Source organism: Luteipulveratus mongoliensis, assembly GCF_001190945.1.
In the GTDB taxonomy this organism is placed as follows: domain Bacteria; phylum Actinomycetota; class Actinomycetes; order Actinomycetales; family Dermatophilaceae; genus Luteipulveratus; species Luteipulveratus mongoliensis.
Window position 1 is genome coordinate 2,960,065 of sequence record NZ_CP011112.1, and the last position, 20,135, is coordinate 2,980,199.

Sequence of the window (20,135 nt, forward strand, 5' to 3'; positions counted from 1 at the left end):
CCCCACGCATGTCTGACGACCACGACGAGAACCACGGCCACAGCGTCGCGGCGTGGACCGGAGTCTTCGCCCTGATCATCGCCTCCGGCCTCATCTCGGTCGGTGTCGCGTGGGGTGCGCACCTGTGGACGTTCCTCGGCATCGCGGTCGGCGTCGTCGGCTTCGTCGGGTCCATCGTGCTCAGCAAGACCGGCTTCGGCGTCGAGGCGAAGAGGCTGCAGGCGCAGGGCCACCAGGGCGTGCGCTGACCCGCTGTCCGGCAGGCAGACCGTCGTCCGGGCGGTCCGAGATCGGCAGGTAGCCTGCTGCGGTGCCCACGGTCCTCGACGAGATCATCAGCGGGGTCCGTGAGGACCTCGACGTCCGCCGGCGTACGACATCGCTGGCCGACCTGCAGAGTCGGGTGAGCGATCTCCCGCCCGCCCTCGACGCCCTCGCAGCATTGCGTGCCGACGGGCCGGTCAAGGTCATCGCCGAGGTCAAGCGCCGCAGTCCCAGCAAGGGCGACCTGGCGGCCATCGCCGATCCGGCAGCTCTTGCCGCGGACTATGCCGCCGGTGGCGCCTCGGTCATCTCCGTCCTCACCGAGCAGCGTCGCTTCGGCGGCACTCTCGATGACCTGGACGCGGTGCGGGCCGCGGTCTCGATCCCGTTGCTGCGCAAGGACTTCATGGTCAGCGACTACCAGCTCTGGGAGGCTCGCGCACACGGCGCGGACGTCATCCTGCTGATCGTCGCGGCACTCGATGACAGCCGGCTGCGCGACCTCCACCAGCTGGCCGGTGAGCTCGGTATGACGGCGCTGGTCGAGGTGCACGACGAGCCCGAGACCGAGCGTGCGGCCTCGCTCGGGGCGTCCGTCATCGGCATCAACGCCCGCAACCTCAAGACACTCGACGTCGACCGTACGACGTTCGCCCGCCTCTCCCCGCTGGTCCCGTCGAGCGCGGTCACCGTCGCCGAGTCCGGCGTACGAGGTCCGGCCGATGTCTCCGACTACGTCGCCGCAGGTGCGGACGCCGTGCTGGTGGGGGAAGCCCTCGTCACCGGCGGCGACCCGCGAGCCGCGGTCGGCCGCCTGCGCCAAGGAAGTGAGTCATGAACCAGGACAACAGGATTGGGCGCTTCGGCGACTACGGCGGGCGCTACGTCCCCGAGGCGTTGGTGGCTGCGCTCGAGGAGCTCGATGAGCAGCGCCTGAAGGCGATGCACGACCCCGGGTTCCTCGGGCAGCTCGCTGAGCTGCACCGCACCTACACCGGCAGACCGAGCATCATCACCGAGGTGCCGCGCTTTGCCGAGCACTGTGGCGGGGCGCGCGTGGTCCTCAAGCGCGAGGACCTCAACCACACCGGTTCGCACAAGATCAACAACGTGCTGGGCCAAGCGCTGCTCACCCAACGGATGGGCAAGCGACGCGTCATCGCTGAGACCGGCGCAGGACAGCACGGCGTCGCGACCGCCACCGCCGCTGCCCTGCTCGGCCTGGAGTGCGTCGTCTACATGGGCCGGGTCGACACCGAGCGGCAGGCGCTCAACGTCGCCCGCATGCGACTGCTCGGTGCCGAGGTCGTCCCGGTCGACCACGGCAGCCGCACCCTCAAGGACGCGGTCAACGAGGCCTTCCGCGACTGGGTGACCAACGTCGACGACACGCACTACGTCCTCGGCACCGTCACCGGTCCCTACCCGTTCCCGGAGATGGTGCGTGACTTCCACCGCATCATCGGCGTCGAGGCGCGGCAACAGGTGCTGGACACCTTCGGTCGGCTGCCGGACGCGGTGTGCGCGTGCGTCGGCGGCGGGTCCAACGCGATGGGCATCTTCCACCGCTTCATCGACGACACCGACGTCCGCCTCATCGGCTTCGAGGGCGGGGGAGAAGGCCCGGAGTCGGGGCGGCACGCGGCGCGCTTCAGCGGCGAGGCGACCCCCGGCGTACTCCATGGCGCGTTCACCTACGTGCTGCAGGACGACGACGGTCAGACGATCGAGTCGCACTCGGTGTCGGCCGGCCTGGACTACCCGAGCGTCGGCCCGGAGCACGCCTACCTCAAGGACATCGGTCGGGCGGAGTACCAGCCGATCACCGACGACGAAGCGATGGAGGCGTTCAAGCTGCTGTCGCAGACCGAGGGCATCCTCCCGGCGATCGAGAGCGCGCACGCTCTCGCCGGCGCGATGAAGGTCGGTCGCCAGCTCGGTCCGGACGGCTTGGTGCTGGTTAACCTGTCCGGCAGGGGAGACAAGGACGTCGACACGGCTGCGCGCTGGTTCGGCCTGCTTCCTGACAAGGCGGACAAGGCAGAGGGAGAGCAGTCGTGAGCCGGCTGAGTGAGGTGCTGGCCTCGACCAAGGCAGAGGGTCGAGCCGCACTGGTCGGCTACCTGCCGGTGGGCTTCCCCGACGTCGAGGGCTCGATCCGGGCGATGGAGGTCATGGTCGAGAACGGCGTCGACGTCGTCGAGATCGGCCTGCCCTACACCGACCCGCTGATGGACGGCCCGATCATTCAGACGGCCGCGACCAAGGCCCTTGAGGCCGGCGTCCGTGTCGCTGACGTGATGAAGGCGGCCCGCGCCGTGTCGGCGACCGGTGCCGGCGCGCTGGTCATGACCTACTGGAACCCCGTACTCCGTTATGGCCCAGACCGATTCGCCGCGGATCTCGCGGCCGCCGGCGGGTCCGGACTCATCACACCGGATCTGGTGCCCGACGAGGCGCAGGACTGGATCGCGGCCAGCGAGGCGCACGACCTCGACCGGATCTTCCTGGTGGCCCCGAGTTCCACGGACGAGCGGCTGATCAGCACCACGGCTGCGTCGAGCGGGTTCGTCTATGCGACCGCGCTCATGGGTGTGACGGGAGCCCGCGACAGCGTCGGCGACGCCGCGTCGATCCTGGTGGGTCGCGTACGCCAGGTCACCGATCTCCCCGTGTGTGTCGGCCTCGGCGTCTCGACCGGAGCGCAGGCCAAGCAGGTCGCGCAGTTCGCCGATGGTGTGATCGTGGGCTCAGCCCTCGTCCGCTGCCTCGTCGAGGCACCCGACCTGGACGCGGGGCTTGCCGAGCTGGCGCGCGTGACACGAGAGCTCGCGGAGGGCGTCCGGGGATGACTTCCAGCGTCCGGGCACTGCAGGGGACCTCGGATCGTTCCCTGGCCGTGAAGGACTGGATCGGCCTGGTGGCGAGACTGCTGCTGGGCGGGGTGCTGGTGGCCGCCGGGCTGCTCAAGATCACCCATCTCGGCAGCTCGCGCACAGCGACGCGGGCCTATGACCTGATGCCTGTCGATCTCGCCAACTTCGTCGGCACTCTGCTGCCGATGCTGGAGATCGTCCTCGGCCTGCTGCTGCTGGCCGGCCTGCTGACCCGCGGCACCGCCGTGCTCGGCGGCCTGCTGATGCTCGCCTTCATCGGTGGCATCGCCTCCGCCTGGGCGCGTGGCCTGACCATCGACTGCGGCTGCTTCGGCGGCGGTGGCTCGGTGGATGAGAACCAGACGAAGTACCTGCAGGAGATCCTGCGTGACACCGGGCTGGCGCTGTGCGCCGTCTGGTTGGTGGTCCGCCCGCGCTCCCGATGGAGCCTGGACGGGCGACTGTGGGGCAGCTGACCCCGACCGAGACTGCGCCCCGGTCGTCCGGGGCTCGACGACCAAGGAGACTCAACGCATGGCTCGCCCCGACGCCTCAGCCAAGCTCGCTGCCACCAAGCCGAAGGAAGGGCCGCCGAAGGCCCTCATCGCCGCGGTGATCGCGGTTGTCCTCGTGATCGTGGCCGGCGGGGCCTTCCTGCTGACCAACCCGTTCGGCAAGCTCGATGCCAAGGGTCCGAAGGCTTCCGTGGCTGAGGGCAACGGCGTCGTGATGTACCCGGGCAAGGCGAAGTCAGGCGTACCGACGGTTGATGTCTACGAGGACTTCCAGTGCCCGGTCTGCGGCCAGCTCGAGAAGAACAACGGCAAGTCGATCCAGCAGCTGGCGGCCGCGGGTGACATCAAGCTCGTCGTGCACATGATGTCCTTCCTGGACGACAACCTCAGCAACGATTCGTCCAAGAGGGCTGCCAACGCGGGATTCTGTGCGGCCGATGCGGGCAAGTTCCCGGAGTACCACAACGCCGTCTTCGCCGGTCAGCCCACCCAGGAGGGCCAGGGCTACACCGACGACCAGCTGAAGAAGACCTTCGCCACAGGAGCCGGCATCACGGGAGCGGCCGCGACGACCTTCACCAAGTGTGTTGATGACGGGACCTACGACGACTACGTCAAGGACACCGAGAAGCGGTCCAACGACGACGGCATCAACGGCACGCCCGCGGTCAAGGTCGACGGCAAGAAGCTCGCGGACGACCAGGTCGGCCAGCTGATCCAGCAGCCGAACACCTTCCCTGCCGTGCTCAAGGCCGCGACCGGCAAGTGAGAGCCTCCATCCCGAGCCCCACGAGCGGCGTCTGGTCCCTCGGACCGTTCCCGCTGCGGGCGTACGCGCTCTGCATCCTGGCCGGCATCGCCGTGGCCATCTGGGTCTGCGGGCGTCGCCTGGTCGACCGTGGCCACCACGTCGACGATGCACTGACGGTGGCCTACTGGGCGGTGCCGTTCGGCATCCTCGGTGGCCGGCTCTACCACGTGATCACGACGCCCCAGCCGTACTTCGGCAAGGGCGGTCACCCTCTCGACGCCTTCAAGATCTGGCACGGCGGCCTCGGCATCTGGGGTGCCGTCGCGCTCGGCGCCTTCGGTGCCTGGCTCGGCTGCCGCCGCCACGGGATCCCGTTCCTGGAGTACGCCGATGCGGCCGCTCCCGGCGTCGCGATCGCCCAGGCGATGGGCCGGTGGGGCAACTACTTCAACAACGAGCTGTATGGCGGGCACACCGACCTGCCGTGGGGTCTGCAGGTACACGAGTGGTCCGACGGGGAAGCCGTTCGCAACGCGGCGGGCGACGCCATCCTCAAGCCAGGCGGACCGTTCCACCCGACCTTCCTCTACGAGTCGATCTGGTGCCTGCTGATCGCGCTGATCGTGGTGCTGATCGACCGACGGCGGGTCCTCGGGCGCGGGCGCTCCTTCGCGCTCTACATCACGCTCTACCCGATCGGCCGCATCGTGTTCGAGCTGATGCGCAGCGATCCGGCCAACCACATCCTCGGAGTCCGCGTCAACGTCTGGATGTCGATCCTGGTGTTCCTGGCCGGTCTGGTGGCGTTCATCCACCTCGGGCGGCGTGATCCGGACGGCGGGCGACCAGCGACAGAGAGCGTCTCAACATCTGAGATCTGAAGTCCATGTTGTGAAACAGATCGGGCGCCGATAAAGTGCTCTGACTGTCCACGCTGGCCAATGTCGTCCTGCATGGCTCTCCCTGCCCGACGCTTTGGCCCCTGGTCACCGCGTCCCGACGACGACAGGACGGTGAGTCATCACATGGGTCTTGCCCACTTCTCCGCCCAGCCTCCGGCCACAGGTCTGTACGACCCCGCGAACGAGCACGACGCGTGCGGTGTCGCGATGGTCGCCACGATGCGTGGCACTGCCGGCCACGACATCGTTGATCACGCGCTGACCGCGCTGCGCAACCTCGAGCACCGTGGAGCCACGGGCGCTGATCCCACCGTCGGTGACGGCGCCGGCATCCTGACGCAGGTCCCCGACGAGTTCCTGCGTGAGGTGGCCGGTTTCGACCTGCCGCCCGCAGGCCAGTACGCCGTCGGCCTCGCGTTCATGCCGACCGATCCCGATGAGCAGTGGCACATCGGGGAGCAGCTCGACGTCCTCGCGTCCCAGGAGGGCCTGCGGGTCGTGGGTTGGCGCGACGTCCCGACCGATCCGTCCCTGGTCGGTGAGATGGCCCTGCAGACGATGCCGGTCTTCCGCCACGTGTTCGTGGCCTCGGCTGAGGGTGACCTGGGCGGCGTCGAGCTCGACCGCCTGGCGTTCTGCCTGCGCAAGCGCGCCGAGCGTGAGCTCGCGGTCTACTTCGCGTCGCTGTCCGCGCGGACCCTGGTCTACAAGGGCATGCTGACGACCGGTCAGCTGGAGCCGTTCTTCCCCGACCTGTCGGACCGTCGCTTCGCCACCGAGCTCGCCCTGGTCCACTCACGGTTCTCGACCAACACATTCCCGTCCTGGCCCCTCGCGCACCCGTACCGCTTCATCGCCCACAACGGCGAGATCAACACGGTGCGCGGCAACCGCAACTGGATGAGCGCGCGTGAGTCGACGCTCTCCAGCGACGTCATCCCGGGCGACCTGTCCCGCATCTTCCCGATCTGCACCCCGGAGGCGTCCGACTCGGCCACCTTCGACGAGGTGCTCGAGCTGCTCCACCTCGGTGGCCGCAGCCTGCCGCACTCGGTCCTGATGATGATTCCCGAGGCGTGGGAGAACCACGCCACGATGGACCCGGCCCGCCGTGCGTTCTACGAGTTCCACTCCACGATCATGGAGCCGTGGGACGGCCCCGCCTGTGTCACCTTCACCGACGGCACGCTGGTCGGCGCGGTGCTGGACCGCAACGGTCTGCGCCCCGGGCGCTACGCCGTGACCAGCGACGGTCTGGTCGTCCTGGCCTCGGAGGCCGGCGTCCTGGACCTTGACCCGGCCACGGTCGTACGCAAGGGCCGGATGCAGCCCGGCAAGATGTTCCTCGTCGACACCGAGCACGGCCGGATTGTCGGTGACGACGAGGTCAAGGCGTCCCTCGCCGCGGAGAACCCTTACGAGGAGTGGCTGCACGCGGGCATCGTCCGCTTCGAGGACCTCCCCGAGCGCGAGCACGTCTGGCACACGCCGGCCTCGGTCGTACGCCGTCAGCAGACCTTCGGCTACACGCAGGAAGAGCTGAAGATCCTGCTCTCGCCGATGGCCCGCACGGGTGGCGAGGCGCTGGGCTCGATGGGCACGGACACGCCGATCGCCGTGCTGTCCAGTCGGCCGCGGCTGCTGTTCGACTACTTCAGTCAGCTGTTCGCGCAGGTGACCAACCCGCCGCTGGACGCCATCCGCGAGGAGCTGGTGACCTCGCTCGGCACGCTCATGGGTCCGGAGGGCAACGCGCTCGAGGCCAGCCCCGCGCATGCCCGTCAGCTCGAGCTGCCGTTCCCGGTCATCGACAACGACGAGCTCGCCAAGATCGTCCATCTCAACTCCCGCGGCGACATGCCCGGCTACGCGACCTACGTCATCCGCGGCACCTACCGCGTCGCAGGTGGCGTGAGCGCGATGCGCGCCCGCCTGCAGGGCATCTTCGCCGAGGTCTCGCAGGCCATCGAGGACGGCCACCGCTTCGTGGTGCTGTCCGACCGCGACAGCGGGCCGGCGTTCGCGCCGATCCCGTCGCTGCTGCTGACGGCGGCCGTGCACCACCACCTGACCCGTGAGAAGACCCGCACCCAGGTCGGTCTGATCGTCGAGGCCGGCGATGTCCGCGAGGTCCATCACGTGGCCCTCCTCGTCGGCTACGGCGCGGCCGCGGTCAACCCGTACCTCGCGATGGAGTCCGTCGAGGACCTCGTACGCCGTGGGGTGCTGACCGATGTCAACGCCGAGCAGGCGGTGCGCAACCTCATCAAGGCGCTCGGCAAGGGCGTGCTGAAGGTGATGTCCAAGATGGGCATCTCCACCGTCGCGTCCTACCGCGGCGCGCAGGTATTCGAGGCGACCGGACTGTCGCAAGAGCTGGTCGATGCCTACTTCACCGGCACCGTGTCTCGCCTCGGTGGCATCGGGCTGGACATCGTGGCCCGGGAGGTCGCCGAGCGGCACGCGAAGGCGTACCCCAAGGACGGCCAGGGTCCCTCGCACCGCACGCTCGAAGATGGTGGCGAGTATCAGTGGCGCCGCGAGGGTGAGCCGCACCTGTTCGACCCGGAGACGGTGTTCCGGCTCCAGCACTCCACGCGTGCCCGCCGCTACGACATCTTCAAGAAGTACACCGAGGCGGTCGACAACCAGTCCGAGCGGCTGATGACGCTGCGCGGTCTCTTCGGCTTCAGCAGCGACCGCGGACCGATCTCCATCGATGAGGTCGAGCCGGTCAGCGAGATCGTCAAGCGGTTCAACACGGGTGCGATGAGCTACGGCTCGATCAGCATGGAGGCACACGAGACGCTCGCGATCGCGATGAACCGTCTCGGCGGGCGGTCGAATACCGGTGAGGGCGGCGAGGACCCCGAGCGGCTGACCGACCCAGAGCGGCGCTCGGCGATCAAGCAGGTCGCGAGCGGGCGCTTCGGTGTGACGTCGCACTACCTCACCGAGTCCGACGACATCCAGATCAAGATGGCGCAGGGCGCCAAGCCGGGCGAGGGTGGCCAGCTGCCCGGCCACAAGGTCTACCCGTGGGTGGCCAAGACGCGTCACTCGACGCCGGGCGTCGGCCTCATCTCGCCGCCCCCGCACCACGACATCTACTCGATCGAGGACCTGGCTCAGCTGATCCATGACCTCAAGAACGCCAACCCGCAGGCGCGCATCCACGTCAAGCTGGTCAGCGAGGTCGGAGTCGGCACGGTGGCGGCCGGCGTCTCCAAGGCGCATGCGGACGTCGTCCTCATCTCCGGTCATGACGGCGGCACCGGCGCATCGCCGCTGACCTCGCTCAAGCACGCGGGCGGACCGTGGGAGCTCGGCCTCGCCGAGACCCAGCAGACGCTGCTGCTCAATGGCCTGCGCAACCGGATCGTGGTGCAGACCGACGGTCAGCTCAAGACCGGTCGAGACGTCGTCATCGCGGCGCTGCTGGGTGCTGAGGAGTACGGCTTCGCGACCGCACCGTTGGTCGTGAGCGGCTGCATCATGATGCGGGTCTGTCACCTCGACACCTGTCCGGTCGGCATCGCGACCCAGAACCCGGACCTGCGAGCGCGGTTCAGCGGTAAGCCGGAGTTCGTCGAGACCTTCTTCGAGTACATCGCCGAGGAGGTGCGCGAGCTGCTCGCCGAGCTCGGCTTCCGCACGCTCGACGAGGCGATCGGTCAGGTCGGCGTCCTGGACACCGCGCGCGCCGTCGACCACTGGAAGGCCAGTGGTCTGGACCTCAGCCCGGTCCTGGCGAATGTCGAGCTCCCCGAGGGCACCTCGCGGCACCAGACCGTCCTTCAGGACCACGGCCTCGAGAAGGCCCTGGACCTGCAGCTGATCACGATGAGCAAGGACGCCCTGGAGCACCAGGCGCCGGTGCGCATCGAGGTGCCCGTCAGCAACGTCAACCGCACGGTCGGCACCATGCTCGGACACGAGGTGACCAAGCGCTATCCCGACGGGTTGGCTGACGACACCATCGACGTCTCGTTCACCGGTTCGGCAGGCCAGTCGTTCGGCGCGTTCGTCCCGGCCGGTGTCACGCTCCGTCTTTACGGCGAAGCGAACGACTACGTCGGCAAGGGCCTCTCGGGAGGCCGCATCGTCGTACGCCCCCTGCGGGATGCCTCGCTCGTCGCCGAACGAAACGCCATTGCTGGCAACGTCATTGGCTACGGCGCGACCAGTGGGCAGATCTTCCTGCGCGGTGTGGTGGGGGAGCGGTTCTGCGTGCGCAACTCCGGTGCGACCGCCGTCGTCGAGGGCGTGGGCGACCACGCCTGCGAATACATGACAGGCGGCACCGTGCTGGTGCTCGGTCAGACCGGCCGCAACTTCGCGGCGGGGATGTCCGGGGGACAGGCGTACGTCCTGGACCTCGACGAGAGCCAGGTCAACCCCGAGCTGGTCGACGTGATCGGCCTGCGTGAGGCAGACATCGCAGCCGTGCACGACCTGCTGCGCGCCCACGAGGAATGGACCGACTCCAGCGTTGCGGGCAAGCTCCTGGCGGAGTGGCCGGCGGCGGTCGAGCGGTTCTCCCTCGTCCTTCCGCGCACCTACCAGAAGGTGCTCGACGTCCGAACCGAGGCCGCAGACGAAGGCCTCGACCCCGACAGCCCCCAGGTGTGGGAGCGGATCATGGAGGCCAACCGTGGCTGACCCCCGTGGATTCTTGACGACGCGGGAGCGCGAGCTGCCCGCCCGCCGTCCGGTGCCCGTCCGGATCAAGGACTGGCGTGAGGTCTATGAGGAGCAGGAGCTCGGTCAGCTCCAGCGCCAGGCCGGCCGCTGCATGGACTGCGGAATTCCCTTCTGCCACAACGGTTGTCCGCTTGGCAACCTGATCCCTGAGTGGAACGACCTCGCGTGGCGGGGCGACTGGCCGGACGCCATCGAGCGGCTGCACGCGACCAACAACTTCCCGGAGTTCACGGGGCGGTTGTGCCCGGCTCCGTGCGAGACCGCCTGCGTGCTCGGCATCAGTGAGCCCGCAGTGACGATCAAGCAGGTCGAGCTGACCACCATCGAGCAGGCCTTCGCCCGCGACGGTGTCGAGCCGCAGCCGCCCGCCCGTCTGACCAACAAGACGGTCGCGGTGGTTGGGTCCGGTCCGGCCGGCCTCGCTGCTGCTCAGCAACTCACCCGCGCCGGTCACACGGTCGCGGTCTACGAGCGGGCCGACAAGCCCGGCGGCCTGCTGCGCTATGGCATCCCCGAGTTCAAGATGGAGAAGTCCGTCCTGGACCGTCGCCTGGAGCAGATGACTGCTGAGGGCACTCGCTTCCGCTGCAACCGCAGCATCGGTGACGACATCACCGGCACCCAGCTGCGTGCTCGGTACGACGCCGTCGTGCTGGCCGTCGGATCGACTGTTCCGCGTGACCTCCCCGTCCCGGGGCGCGAGCTCGACGGCATCGTGCAGGCGATGGACTACCTGCCGGACGCTAACCGGGTCGCGCTCGGCCAGGAGGTCGAGGACCAGATCCTGGCGACCGACAAGGACGTCGTGATCATCGGCGGTGGCGACACCGGTGCCGACTGCCTCGGTACGGCCATCCGCCAGGGTGCCCGGTCGATCACGCAGCTGGAGATCATGCCGCGCCCGGGTGAGGAGCGCGTGGACGGCCAGCCGTGGCCGACGTACCCGATGCTCTTCCGCGTCGCGAGTGCGCACGAGGAGGGCGGCGACCGCGTCTACGCCACGAGCACCAAGGAGGTGCTCGGCGACAAGGACGGCAAGGTCAAGGCGCTGCGCCTCGTCGAGGTCAAGATGGGCGACAAGGGGTTCGAGGAGGTCGAGGGCTCCGAGCGTGAGATCCCGGCCCAGCTCGTGCTGCTGGCGATGGGCTTCCTGGGTCCGGCGCCGGAGGGTCTGGTCGAGCAGCTCGGCGTGGAGACGGATGAGCGTTCCAACATCGTGCGGGACGACTCTTACATGACCTCGGTGCCGGGTGTCTTCGTGGCCGGTGACGCCGGTCGTGGGCAGTCGCTCATCGTGTGGGCGATCGCCGAAGGCCGTTCTGCCGCAAAGGGAGTCGACGCTTTCCTGACCGGTTCGTCCAACCTGCCCTACCCGATTCGACCGACCGAACGGCCGCTCACCGCGTAGTCGGTGGGCGGCCGTCCGGCCGTCATCCGCAATTACCCGACCGTACGTTGCTGTAGCTCTGGCGCGCACTCCTCCTCCGGACGGATTCGCAGGCTCACCCGTGCCGGCATCGTTGTGCAAGCCGGCTGCGTGATGTGCGTTTTCGGTGGATAGTGTTGGTTCATGCGCCGTGCCAAGATCGTTGCCACACTCGGACCTGCCACCTCCACAGCCCAACGGGTCCACGACCTCGTGACCGCGGGCATGGATGTCGCTCGACTCAACCTGTCCCACGGCTCCTATGCCGACCACGAGCAGGTCTATACCTACATTCGCGAAGCCAGCGACGACACCCAGCGTGCGGTCGGGATCCTGGTGGACCTGCAAGGACCCAAGATCCGGACCGGCACCTTCGCCAAGGGACCGATCAAGATCGCGCCGGGGGACCGGTTCACCATCACCGTCGATGACATCGAGGGCGACCAGGATCGGGTGTCGACCACCTACAAGGGGCTGCCCGGCGATGTGAAGCCCGGCGACCGTCTGCTGATCGACGATGGCAAGGTCGAGCTGCGCGCGGTCGAGGTCACCGACACCGACGTGGTCACCGAGGTCGTCGAGGGCGGTGCCGTCTCCAATCACAAGGGCATCAACCTGCCCGGTGTCGCAGTCAGTGTCCCCGCCCTGTCGACCAAGGACGAGGAAGACCTGCGCTGGGCGCTCAAGCTCCGCGCGGACATGATCGCCCTGTCCTTCGTGCGCAACGCGAGCGACATCAAGCGGGTGCACGAGATCATGGACGAGGTTGGCGTACGACTCCCGGTGATCGCCAAGGTCGAGAAGCCGCAGGCGGTCGACAACCTCGCCGAGATCGTCGACGCGTTCGACGGCATCATGGTCGCCCGAGGCGACCTCGGCGTCGAGATGCCGCTCGAGGACGTACCGATCGTGCAGAAGCGTGCGGTCGAGCTCGCCCGCCGCTCCGCGAAGCCGGTCATTGTCGCCACGCAGGTGCTCGAGTCGATGATCGAGAACTCCAGGCCGACCCGCGCCGAGGCGTCCGACTGTGCGAACGCGGTGCTCGACGGGGCGGACGCAATCATGCTGTCCGGCGAGACGAGCGTGGGCGCATGGCCGATCGACGCGGTACGCACGATGTCGCGCATCATCGAGAGCACGGAGGAGCACGGTCTGGAGCGCATTCCGGGTCTCGGTACGCGCCCGCACACCATGGGTGGTGCCGTCACCGCGGCAGCCGCCGAGATCGGTGACCTGCTCGATGTGAAGTACCTCGTCACCTTCACGACCTCAGGCGACTCCGCGCTGCGGATGGCCCGCATCCGCAGCAAGCGTCCGATGCTGGCGTTCACGCCGAACGGCTCGACCCGGTCACAGCTCGCGCTGGTGTGGGGCATGGAGACGTTCCTCACCCCGACCGTGAAGCACACCGACCAGATGGCCGCTCAGGTCGACGAGATCCTGCTGTCCTCCAAGCGCTGCGCTGAGGGGGACAGGGTGATCATCGTCGCCGGCTCGCCCCCCGGGATCCCTGGCTCGACCAACGCGCTGCGGGTCCACCGGATGGGCGATGCCAAGAACAAGGTGGCGCCGGCATACCAGGAGCTCGACAAGGGTTAGCCGCCGTGTCCGAGTTCAGGGCGAGCGGGCTTCTGCCGTATCCTGACTCGGCACTCGCCGGGGTGGTGGAATGGCAGACACGGAGCACTCAAAATGCTCTGCTCGAAAGGGCGTGCGGGTTCAAGTCCCGCTCCCGGCACTCTTATTCACTCGCTTTGCGCACCAGTCAGGGGACCGTCATGTCCGAGCCCAGCGACACGCGTCCATCGAAGGACGGCCCCAACAGGCACGGCGTGATCGGGATGGCGCTCGGCTTCCTGGTCGGCATCTGCGGCGTCCTCGTCGGCACGGCCGGCTGGCCGTCGTGGACCGTCGCTGTCGCGGCCATGGCCTGCGGCTTCTGGTGGGCCTTCGGTCGTCAGCTGTTCTGAGCCGCCGCGCTCAGGCGTCCAGCGGCGTCCGGCACCACGAGCTCATGCGCATGAAGCGATCCCGGCCGTTCTCGGTGTAGTGAAAACGCACCAGCTCCAACGTGTCGACCCGGTAGGCGACCGGCTCGATCCGGCGGCGTGACTGCGACCACTCGATCAGACCCGCGGGGTCCCTGATGTCGGCGGCGAAGTGGATCAGGTTGGCGTAGAAGATGTCTCGTGGGTCATCCCGCTCGTAGTACGCGTCCTCGCCGAGCTCGGCCGCCATCCGGTCCATGAGCTGCCAGGCGCGCTGATCGCTCGGCTCGAGCTGAGCCATCACACTGCCGCTGGTCAACGTGACCCCCGTGAGGGCGAAGGTGAGGGCGTTCGTGGCACGCGCGGTCCGGCGTACGGCTGCGGCGCAGCGCTGGGCGATGGGATCCACGGGCGCGGCGGCCGCCCGGTAGGGCTCGATCGCGCGCACCGTGATGTGTGCGGCCTCCTCGTGGCCGGTCATGAAATGACCCGGGCCTGCGTAGAACTCGGCCTCGCGCATCAGCGAAGCCACCTCCTGGCGCATCGGGTCGGGGAGCGAGAGCACGATGCTGATCGGCCAGCGTCCGCCCTCGTCAGGCGGGACATCGCGCCGGTGGCTCCCCTCCCGGATATCAACCTCGGCGGCCTGGAACAGGGTGTCGAACACGGTGGTCACCGCAGCATGGTCACATGCGGCCCGCGTGATGCTCAGCACGGGCGCGACGTACGGCGATCCGGCGCCAGAACCCGTCGGTAGGCTGATCTCGTGACCGAGAGCGTGCGTGCGACCACTGATGAATCCGCCGGCGGACAGCTCCGCGTGGTGGTGGCCGAGGACGAGGCTTTGATCCGCATGGATCTTGCCGAGATGCTCGGCGAGGCCGGGTACGACGTCGTGGCCGAGGTGGGCAACGGCGAGGAAGCCGTCGCCAAGGCCCGCGAGCTGAAGCCGGACCTGGTCGTGATGGACGTCAAGATGCCCGTGCTCGACGGGATCTCCGCGGCCAGCCAGATCGGCGAGGACGGCATCGCGCCGGTCGTCATGCTGACCGCCTTCAGCGACAAGGACCTGGTCGAGCGCGCCAGCGATGCCGGCGTCATGGCGTACGTCCTCAAGCCCTTCACCATCGATGACCTGCGCCCGGCCATCTCAGTCGCGACCTCTCGGTGGAGGGAGCGGGCGGTTCTTGCTCAGGAGGTCGCTGACCTGGGCGAACGCCTGGAGACCCGCAAGCGGCTGGACCGCGCCAAAGGCATCCTGATGAAGCGCCTCGACATCGATGAGGCGGCGGCCTTCCGATGGATCCAGAAGACCGCCATGGACCGCCGGCTCGGCATGCGCGAGATCTCCGACGCCGTCATCGACGGCATGTCGGACGACCCGAAGTCCTGACGGCAGCACGAGACGTAAGGGTCAAAGCCCGTGTGACTCCCGTCGCAGGCCGCAGATTGGTCACGACATGCGGGAGTTGTGGAGAAGTGCCATCAGCACGGCACGGTCGGGGCTACTTTCGAGCGACCTGTTCCATGGGGGCGGACCGGATCGAGTGATCGAGCCGGTCGTCTACGAACTCTTTCGACACACACGGAGGCTGACTGTGTCTCGGTCCATCAAGGCTTCAGCGGCGCTCGCCGCTGCGGCGTTCGTTCTCGCAGGCTGCGCCAATGACAGCAAGGACGGTGGCAGCTCTGACACCGGTTCCGGCGCGGGGAGCACCGTCAAGCAGCTGCCGGCGCAGTCCAGCATCGAGGCACCCGCAGATGCGCTGAAGCCGGCCGGTGACGGCAAGGCCAAGTGCGCGGCCGGCACGACCATCGCCTACATCGGCGCGATGACGGGCGACAACGCCCAGCTCGGTATCAACATCTACAACGGTGCTCAGCTCGCCATCAACGAGCACAACAAGGCCAACCCCGGCTGCCAGGTGACCTTCAAGAAGGTCGACACCGAGGGTGACCCCAACAAGTCCACCGGCCCGGTCACGCAGGTGACCAACGAGAAGGGCGTCGTGGGTGTCATCGGACTGCCGTTCTCCGGTGAGTCCAAGGCGACCGGCAAGATCTTCGAGCAGGCCGGCCTGGTGCACATCACGCCGTCCGCCACCAACCCGGCCCTGTCGACCAACGGCTGGACCACGTTCTTCCGTGGCCTCGGCAACGACAACGTGCAGGGCCCGGCCGTCCCGAAGCTCGCTGACAAGATCGGTGCCAAGAAGGTCTTCGTCGTCCAGGACGACTCGGACTACGGCATTGGCCTGTTCAAGACGAGCACCGCGGCGCTGGGCGACAAGGTCGCCGGCACCGACAAGGTGACGACCAAGCAGAAGGACTTCTCGGCCACGGTCGACAAGATCATCAAGTCCAAGGCGGACGCGGTGTTCTACTCCGGCTACTTCGCCGAGGGTGCGCCCCTCGACCAGCAGCTGGTCAGCAAGGGCTTCAAGGGCACGTTCATCGGCCCGGATGGTGTCAAGGACGACCAGTTCATCAAGCTGGCCGGTGACGCCTCCAAGAACGCCTACTTCACCTGCCCCTGCATCCCGGGTGAGCTGATCAAGGACTTCGCGACCCAGTACAAGACGGTCTCCGGCAACAAGGAGCCCGGCACGTACTCGGTCGAGGGTTACGACGCCACGGCGATCCTGCTGAGCGGTATCGACAAGGGCAAGGTCACGCGTCCGGCGCTGAAGGACTTCGTCAAGACCTACGACGGCCAGGGCCTCAGCAAGAAGTACAAGTGGGATGACAAGGGCGAGCTCGCGGAGCTGCCCGTCTACGGCTACCGCGTCGACAACGGCAAGATCGTGTCGGTCGGAGTCATCGACTGATCTCGTTCGGCATCAACGGGAGGCTCGCCCGCAATTCGGGCGGGCCTCCCGTCTCTCCGTCACCATTCAGGAGGCTCCAACTCCGTGCACACCTTGCTCATTGCCGCTGACGAACCGTGGATCACCTTCGACTGGGCCGCTCTCGGCGACAGCTTCCTAGGCGCCACCTTCGACGGTCTGACCTTCGGCGCGATCTACGCGCTCGTGGCTCTCGGTTACACGCTGGTCTACGGCGTGCTCAACCTGATGAACTTCGCTCACTCGGAGGTGTTCATCACCGGCGCGTACGCCGTCGTCTTCACCTTGAGTGCCCTTGGATTCGGTGCTTCGCCACCCAATCTCAGCGCTCTTGAGATCGCGCTCAACCTGATTCTGGCGTGCCTCGCGGCCATGGCTGCGGCGGCTGCGGTGGCCTTCCTGCTCGAGCGGATCGCCTATCGGCCGCTGAGACGAAGAAATGCGCCACGCCTGGTCTTCCTGATCACCGCCATCGGCATGTCCTTCGTCATCCAGAACCTCTTCTTCTGGCGGCGTGGAGCGACTGCCGAGCCGGCCGTCATCATGTTCCAGCCGAAGGCGGTCTTCGACATCGGCGGCACCCTGATCTACTCGGACACCCTCATCATCGTCAGCGCCGCCATCGTCATGATGGTCGGCGTCGACCAGCTGATCCGGCGGACGAAGATCGGCCGCGGTATTCGTGCGGTCGCGCAGGACCCGGACACCGCGACCCTGATGGGCGTCAACCGGGAGCGCATCATCGTGTCGACCTTCGTCATCGGTGGTGTCCTCGCCGGGGCGGCCGCGCTCTTCTACGTGATGAAGGTGCCTTCGGGAGTCGTCTACAACGGCGGCTTCATCCTCGGCATCAAGGCCTTCACCGCGGCAGTGCTCGGCGGTATCGGCAACGTGCGCGGTGCACTGCTCGGTGGTCTGCTGCTGGGCGTCATCGGCAACTACGGCCAGATCCTGCTCGGCAACGGTCAGTGGACTGACGTCGTCGCGTTCGTCGTCCTCGTCCTGGTCCTGATGGTGCGGCCCGAGGGCATCCTCGGCAGCAACCTGGCGAAGGTGCGCGCATGAGCTCCCCGATCGAAGACGCAGCGGCTACGCAGTCACACCTGGACGACCAGGCAGAGGGCAAGCGCCCCAGCCGATTCGCCGGTCTGGGCCGCTGGTGGAACGGTCTCGAGCGCTGGCAGCAGTGGGGCGTGCTGGCTATCGGGGCAGTGCTGATCTATCTGCTCCCGGTCATCAACCCGCCGCTGATCACCAGCGAACCGTCGACGGACTTCCCGATCACCTGCGCCAACATGGCGATCTACGCGTTGGCCGCATTGGGCCTGAACGTCGTGGTCGGCCAGGCCGGCCTGCTCGATCTGGGATATGTCGGCTTCTTCGCGGTCGGCGCCTATGTCGCAGCGTTGTGGACGAGCAGCGACTCCACGTTCGTGCACCTTCCGTTCCTCTGGACGTTGCCCCTGGCCATGATCGTGACGGTCTTCTTCGGCATCATCCTGGGCATACCAACGCTGCGGTTGCGCGGTGACTATCTGGCGATCGTCACCCTCGGGTTCGGTGAGATCATCCGCTTGCTGGCGACGCTCATCCCCGCGCTGCACGGACAGACGGGCTTCCAGAACATCGGAGCCCCTCCGGGCACCAGCGATGACGGCAACCCGATCTTCGCCAACAACAAGGGCATTCCTTGGTACTGGCTGACGGTCAGCGTCATCATTTTGATGATGCTGCTCCTGGGCAACCTGGAGCGATCGCGAGCCGGCCGCGCCTGGATTGCCATCCGGGAAGACGAGGACGCCGCCGAGATCATGGGTGTGCCGACCTTCAAGTTCAAGCTCTGGGCGTTCGGCATCGGAGCTGCTCTGGGTGGTCTGTCTGGCGCGCTTTTCGCGGGCCTGAACGGCTTCGTCAACAACCAGAAGTTCGACGTGCAGACCTCGATGCTGTTCCTCGCAGCGGTGGTCCTCGGCGGCGCAGGCAACAAGTTCGGTGCCGTGCTGGGTGGTGCGCTGATCGCGTACATCCCGTTGCGATTCACCGGTCTGGCCGAGTACAAGATCCTCATCTTCGGGATCATCCTGGTGCTGCTGATGATCTTCCGGCCACAAGGTCTGTTCGGTGCCCGCAACCACCTGCTCGCCTATGCGAGCAGAGCCCGTAAGTGGTTGACCAATCGAGAATCGCCAACGGGACCCGTCGAGACGGCGAAGGAGTCCGGCTCATGAGCACACCCGCGGGCACGACGCCCGACGAGCAGCCAGACGTCATCGAGACCGAGCACCCGGACGCTCCGCCGCCTCTGGACTCGGAGGTCGCACAGGTCGTCGCGCCCGACCGCGACATCGAGGTCGCGGTCGGCGACAACCTGGTCGAGATCCGCGATCTGACCGTCACCTTTGGTGGTCTCACCGCGCTCGACTCGGTCAGCTTCGACATCCGCCGTGGCGAGATCCTCGGTCTGATCGGTCCCAACGGTGCTGGCAAGACGACCTGCTTCAACGCGATGACGGGCGTCTACAAGCCAAGCGCGGGATCGGTCGAGCTCGAGGGCCATAACCTCGGCGGCCGCAAGCAGCACGTCATCACCCGCCTCGGCCTGGCCCGGACGTTCCAGAACATCCGGCTCTTCGGGCAGATGACGGCGCTGGAGAACGTCGCGGTCGGGCTGGACGCCCGGCACAAGACCAGCGTCCCCGGCGCAGTGTTCCGCTCTCCCCGCCACCGGCGCGAGGAGCAGGACACGATCGAGCGTGGCATGGCCTTGCTGGAGTTCGTCGGGATCGCCGACAAGGCCAGGGACCTGGCCCGCAACCTCCCGTACGGCTATCAGCGGCGCCTCGAGATCGCGCGGGCCCTCGCGACCGAGCCCAAGCTGTTGTGCCTTGACGAGCCGGCCGCCGGCTTCAACCCGGCGGAGAAGGACGAGCTGATGGCGCTCATCCGGACGATCCGGGACGACGGCTACACCGTGCTGCTCATCGAGCACGACATGCGGCTCGTCATGGGCGTCACCGACCGGATCGTGGTGCTGGAGTTCGGCAAGAAGATCGCCGAGGGCAGCCCGCAGGAGATCAGAGAAGACCCGAAGGTCATCGCGGCCTACCTGGGAGAGGAGTCCGACGATGGCGCTGCTTGAGGTCGACAACATCTCCGTCCACTACGGGCGGATTCAGGCCATCCACGACATGTCACTGAAGGTCGAGGAGGGCGAGATCGTGAGTCTGATCGGTGCCAACGGCGCCGGCAAGACCACGACGATGCGCACACTGGCCGGGCTGCTCAGCCTGTCCGGCGGCTCGATCCGTTTCGAGGGTGACGACATCTCCAAGATGAAGGGTCACACCCGCGTGGCGCGAGGTATCTCGCTCACGCCGGAGGGCCGTGGCATCTTCCCCGCCATGACCATCATGGAGAACCTCGACATGGGTGCCTACGCGCTCAAGGACAAGTCCAAGATGAAAGAGGACTTCGAGCGCGTCTTTGACCTGTTCCCGCGGTTGAAGGAGCGGCAGAAGCAGCTCGGCGGCACGATGTCCGGCGGAGAGCAGCAGATGCTCGCGATCGGTCGGGCGCTGATGGGTCATCCCAAGGTGCTGCTGCTCGACGAGCCGTCGATGGGCCTGGCCCCGCAGTTCATCCGGCAGATCTTCTCGATCATCAAGCAGGTCAACGACCAGGGCACGACGATCCTGCTCGTGGAGCAGAACGCCAACCAGGCGCTGGCCAAGGCAGACCGGGCGTACGTCCTGGAGACCGGCCGGATCACGCACACCGGCACCGGCAAGGAGCTCCTCGCCAACCCGGCGATCAAGGAGGCCTACCTCGGCGCTGCCTGAGCGCGTACGTCCTCGTCGTCGCCC

General features: G+C 67.4%; 18 protein-coding genes and 1 tRNA gene. 18 read left to right on the plus strand and 1 reads right to left on the minus strand.

Going from position 1 to position 20,135, the window contains the following annotated elements:
- Window positions 1-8 precede the first annotated feature (8 nt).
- The 12 genes from VV02_RS14120 to VV02_RS14175 all read left to right on the plus strand — a co-directional run bounded on the left by VV02_RS14120 (window position 9) and on the right by VV02_RS14175 (window position 13,408).
- Window positions 9-248: an HGxxPAAW family protein gene (locus VV02_RS14120; protein WP_052592415.1), complete on the plus strand. Its 240-nt coding sequence runs from the start codon at window positions 9-11 to the stop codon at window positions 246-248.
- Window positions 249-310: 62 nt separating this feature from the next.
- The gene (gene trpC / locus VV02_RS14125) at window positions 311-1,102 is read left to right on the plus strand and encodes an indole-3-glycerol phosphate synthase TrpC (protein WP_052592417.1); all 792 of its coding nucleotides are present in this window, start codon (window positions 311-313) and stop codon (window positions 1,100-1,102) included.
- A complete protein-coding gene (trpB, locus tag VV02_RS14130; RefSeq protein WP_052592419.1) occupies window positions 1,099-2,325 on the plus strand; it encodes a tryptophan synthase subunit beta in 1,227 nt (408 codons plus the stop codon). The genes trpC and trpB overlap by 4 nt, the downstream gene beginning before the upstream one ends.
- Entirely contained in the window at window positions 2,322-3,116 is a 795-nt protein-coding gene (gene trpA / locus VV02_RS14135) for a tryptophan synthase subunit alpha (protein ID WP_052592421.1), read from the plus strand. The genes trpB and trpA overlap by 4 nt, the downstream gene beginning before the upstream one ends.
- Window positions 3,113-3,616: a MauE/DoxX family redox-associated membrane protein gene (locus tag VV02_RS14140; protein WP_052592423.1), complete on the plus strand. Its 504-nt coding sequence runs from the start codon at window positions 3,113-3,115 to the stop codon at window positions 3,614-3,616. Before trpA ends, VV02_RS14140 begins: the two co-directional genes overlap by 4 nt.
- 58 nt (window positions 3,617-3,674) lie before the next feature.
- Window positions 3,675-4,424 carry a DsbA family protein gene (locus VV02_RS14145; RefSeq protein WP_052592426.1) on the plus strand — a complete coding sequence of 250 codons (750 nt, stop codon included), beginning with the start codon at window positions 3,675-3,677 and terminating at the stop codon, window positions 4,422-4,424.
- Window positions 4,421-5,287, plus strand: coding sequence for a prolipoprotein diacylglyceryl transferase (gene lgt / locus VV02_RS14150; protein WP_052592428.1), 867 nt, complete (start codon window positions 4,421-4,423; stop codon window positions 5,285-5,287). Before VV02_RS14145 ends, lgt begins: the two co-directional genes overlap by 4 nt.
- A 144-nt stretch (window positions 5,288-5,431) precedes the next feature.
- A complete protein-coding gene (gene gltB / locus VV02_RS14155; protein WP_052592430.1) occupies window positions 5,432-9,970 on the plus strand; it encodes a glutamate synthase large subunit in 4,539 nt (1,512 codons plus the stop codon).
- Window positions 9,963-11,420, plus strand: a complete 1,458-nt coding sequence (locus VV02_RS14160) for a glutamate synthase subunit beta (RefSeq protein WP_052592431.1) — start codon at window positions 9,963-9,965, stop codon at window positions 11,418-11,420. The genes gltB and VV02_RS14160 overlap by 8 nt, the downstream gene beginning before the upstream one ends.
- Window positions 11,421-11,582: 162 nt before the next feature.
- Window positions 11,583-13,037, plus strand: coding sequence for a pyruvate kinase (gene pyk / locus VV02_RS14165; protein ID WP_052592433.1), 1,455 nt, complete (start codon window positions 11,583-11,585; stop codon window positions 13,035-13,037).
- A gap of 56 nt (window positions 13,038-13,093) precedes the next feature.
- Window positions 13,094-13,176, plus strand: a tRNA-Leu gene (locus VV02_RS14170).
- A gap of 40 nt (window positions 13,177-13,216) precedes the next feature.
- Window positions 13,217-13,408 (plus strand): hypothetical protein, encoded by a 192-nt coding sequence (locus tag VV02_RS14175; RefSeq protein WP_052592435.1) that lies wholly within the window; start codon window positions 13,217-13,219, stop codon window positions 13,406-13,408.
- Between the two features lie 10 nt (window positions 13,409-13,418).
- Here VV02_RS14175 and VV02_RS14180 read toward each other — a convergent pair whose 3' ends face one another.
- Window positions 13,419-14,102 carry a hypothetical protein gene (locus VV02_RS14180; RefSeq protein WP_052592437.1) on the minus strand — a complete coding sequence of 228 codons (684 nt, stop codon included), beginning with the start codon at window positions 14,100-14,102 and terminating at the stop codon, window positions 13,419-13,421.
- 90 nt (window positions 14,103-14,192) lie between these two features.
- Here VV02_RS14180 and VV02_RS14185 point away from each other — a divergent pair, with 90 nt between their 5' ends.
- From VV02_RS14185 to VV02_RS14210, 6 genes are all read left to right on the plus strand, one after another.
- Window positions 14,193-14,819 (plus strand): ANTAR domain-containing response regulator, encoded by a 627-nt coding sequence (locus VV02_RS14185; protein WP_052592440.1) that lies wholly within the window; start codon window positions 14,193-14,195, stop codon window positions 14,817-14,819.
- Between the two features lie 205 nt (window positions 14,820-15,024).
- Entirely contained in the window at window positions 15,025-16,254 is a 1,230-nt protein-coding gene (locus tag VV02_RS14190) for a branched-chain amino acid ABC transporter substrate-binding protein (RefSeq protein WP_052597021.1), read from the plus strand.
- Window positions 16,255-16,347: 93 nt separating this feature from the next.
- A complete protein-coding gene (locus VV02_RS14195; RefSeq protein ID WP_245633212.1) occupies window positions 16,348-17,337 on the plus strand; it encodes a branched-chain amino acid ABC transporter permease in 990 nt (329 codons plus the stop codon).
- Window positions 17,334-18,500: a branched-chain amino acid ABC transporter permease gene (locus VV02_RS14200; RefSeq protein ID WP_052592443.1), complete on the plus strand. Its 1,167-nt coding sequence runs from the start codon at window positions 17,334-17,336 to the stop codon at window positions 18,498-18,500. Before VV02_RS14195 ends, VV02_RS14200 begins: the two co-directional genes overlap by 4 nt.
- Window positions 18,497-19,411: an ABC transporter ATP-binding protein gene (locus VV02_RS14205; protein ID WP_052592444.1), complete on the plus strand. Its 915-nt coding sequence runs from the start codon at window positions 18,497-18,499 to the stop codon at window positions 19,409-19,411. Before VV02_RS14200 ends, VV02_RS14205 begins: the two co-directional genes overlap by 4 nt.
- Window positions 19,398-20,111, plus strand: coding sequence for an ABC transporter ATP-binding protein (locus tag VV02_RS14210; protein ID WP_052592446.1), 714 nt, complete (start codon window positions 19,398-19,400; stop codon window positions 20,109-20,111). Before VV02_RS14205 ends, VV02_RS14210 begins: the two co-directional genes overlap by 14 nt.
- Window positions 20,112-20,135: the final 24 nt, after the last annotated feature.

Coding starts and splice junctions, on each gene's coding strand:
- VV02_RS14120 (WP_052592415.1), top strand. CDS start 9: ATGTCTGACGACCACGACGAGAACCACGGCCACAGCGTCGCGGCGTGG.
- trpB (WP_052592419.1), top strand. CDS start 1,099: ATGAACCAGGACAACAGGATTGGGCGCTTCGGCGACTACGGCGGGCGC.
- VV02_RS14140 (WP_052592423.1), top strand. CDS start 3,113: ATGACTTCCAGCGTCCGGGCACTGCAGGGGACCTCGGATCGTTCCCTG.
- VV02_RS14145 (WP_052592426.1), top strand. CDS start 3,675: ATGGCTCGCCCCGACGCCTCAGCCAAGCTCGCTGCCACCAAGCCGAAG.
- gltB (WP_052592430.1), top strand. CDS start 5,432: ATGGGTCTTGCCCACTTCTCCGCCCAGCCTCCGGCCACAGGTCTGTAC.
- pyk (WP_052592433.1), top strand. CDS start 11,583: ATGCGCCGTGCCAAGATCGTTGCCACACTCGGACCTGCCACCTCCACA.
- VV02_RS14175 (WP_052592435.1), top strand. CDS start 13,217: ATGTCCGAGCCCAGCGACACGCGTCCATCGAAGGACGGCCCCAACAGG.
- VV02_RS14200 (WP_052592443.1), top strand. CDS start 17,334: ATGAGCTCCCCGATCGAAGACGCAGCGGCTACGCAGTCACACCTGGAC.
- VV02_RS14205 (WP_052592444.1), top strand. CDS start 18,497: ATGAGCACACCCGCGGGCACGACGCCCGACGAGCAGCCAGACGTCATC.
- VV02_RS14210 (WP_052592446.1), top strand. CDS start 19,398: ATGGCGCTGCTTGAGGTCGACAACATCTCCGTCCACTACGGGCGGATT.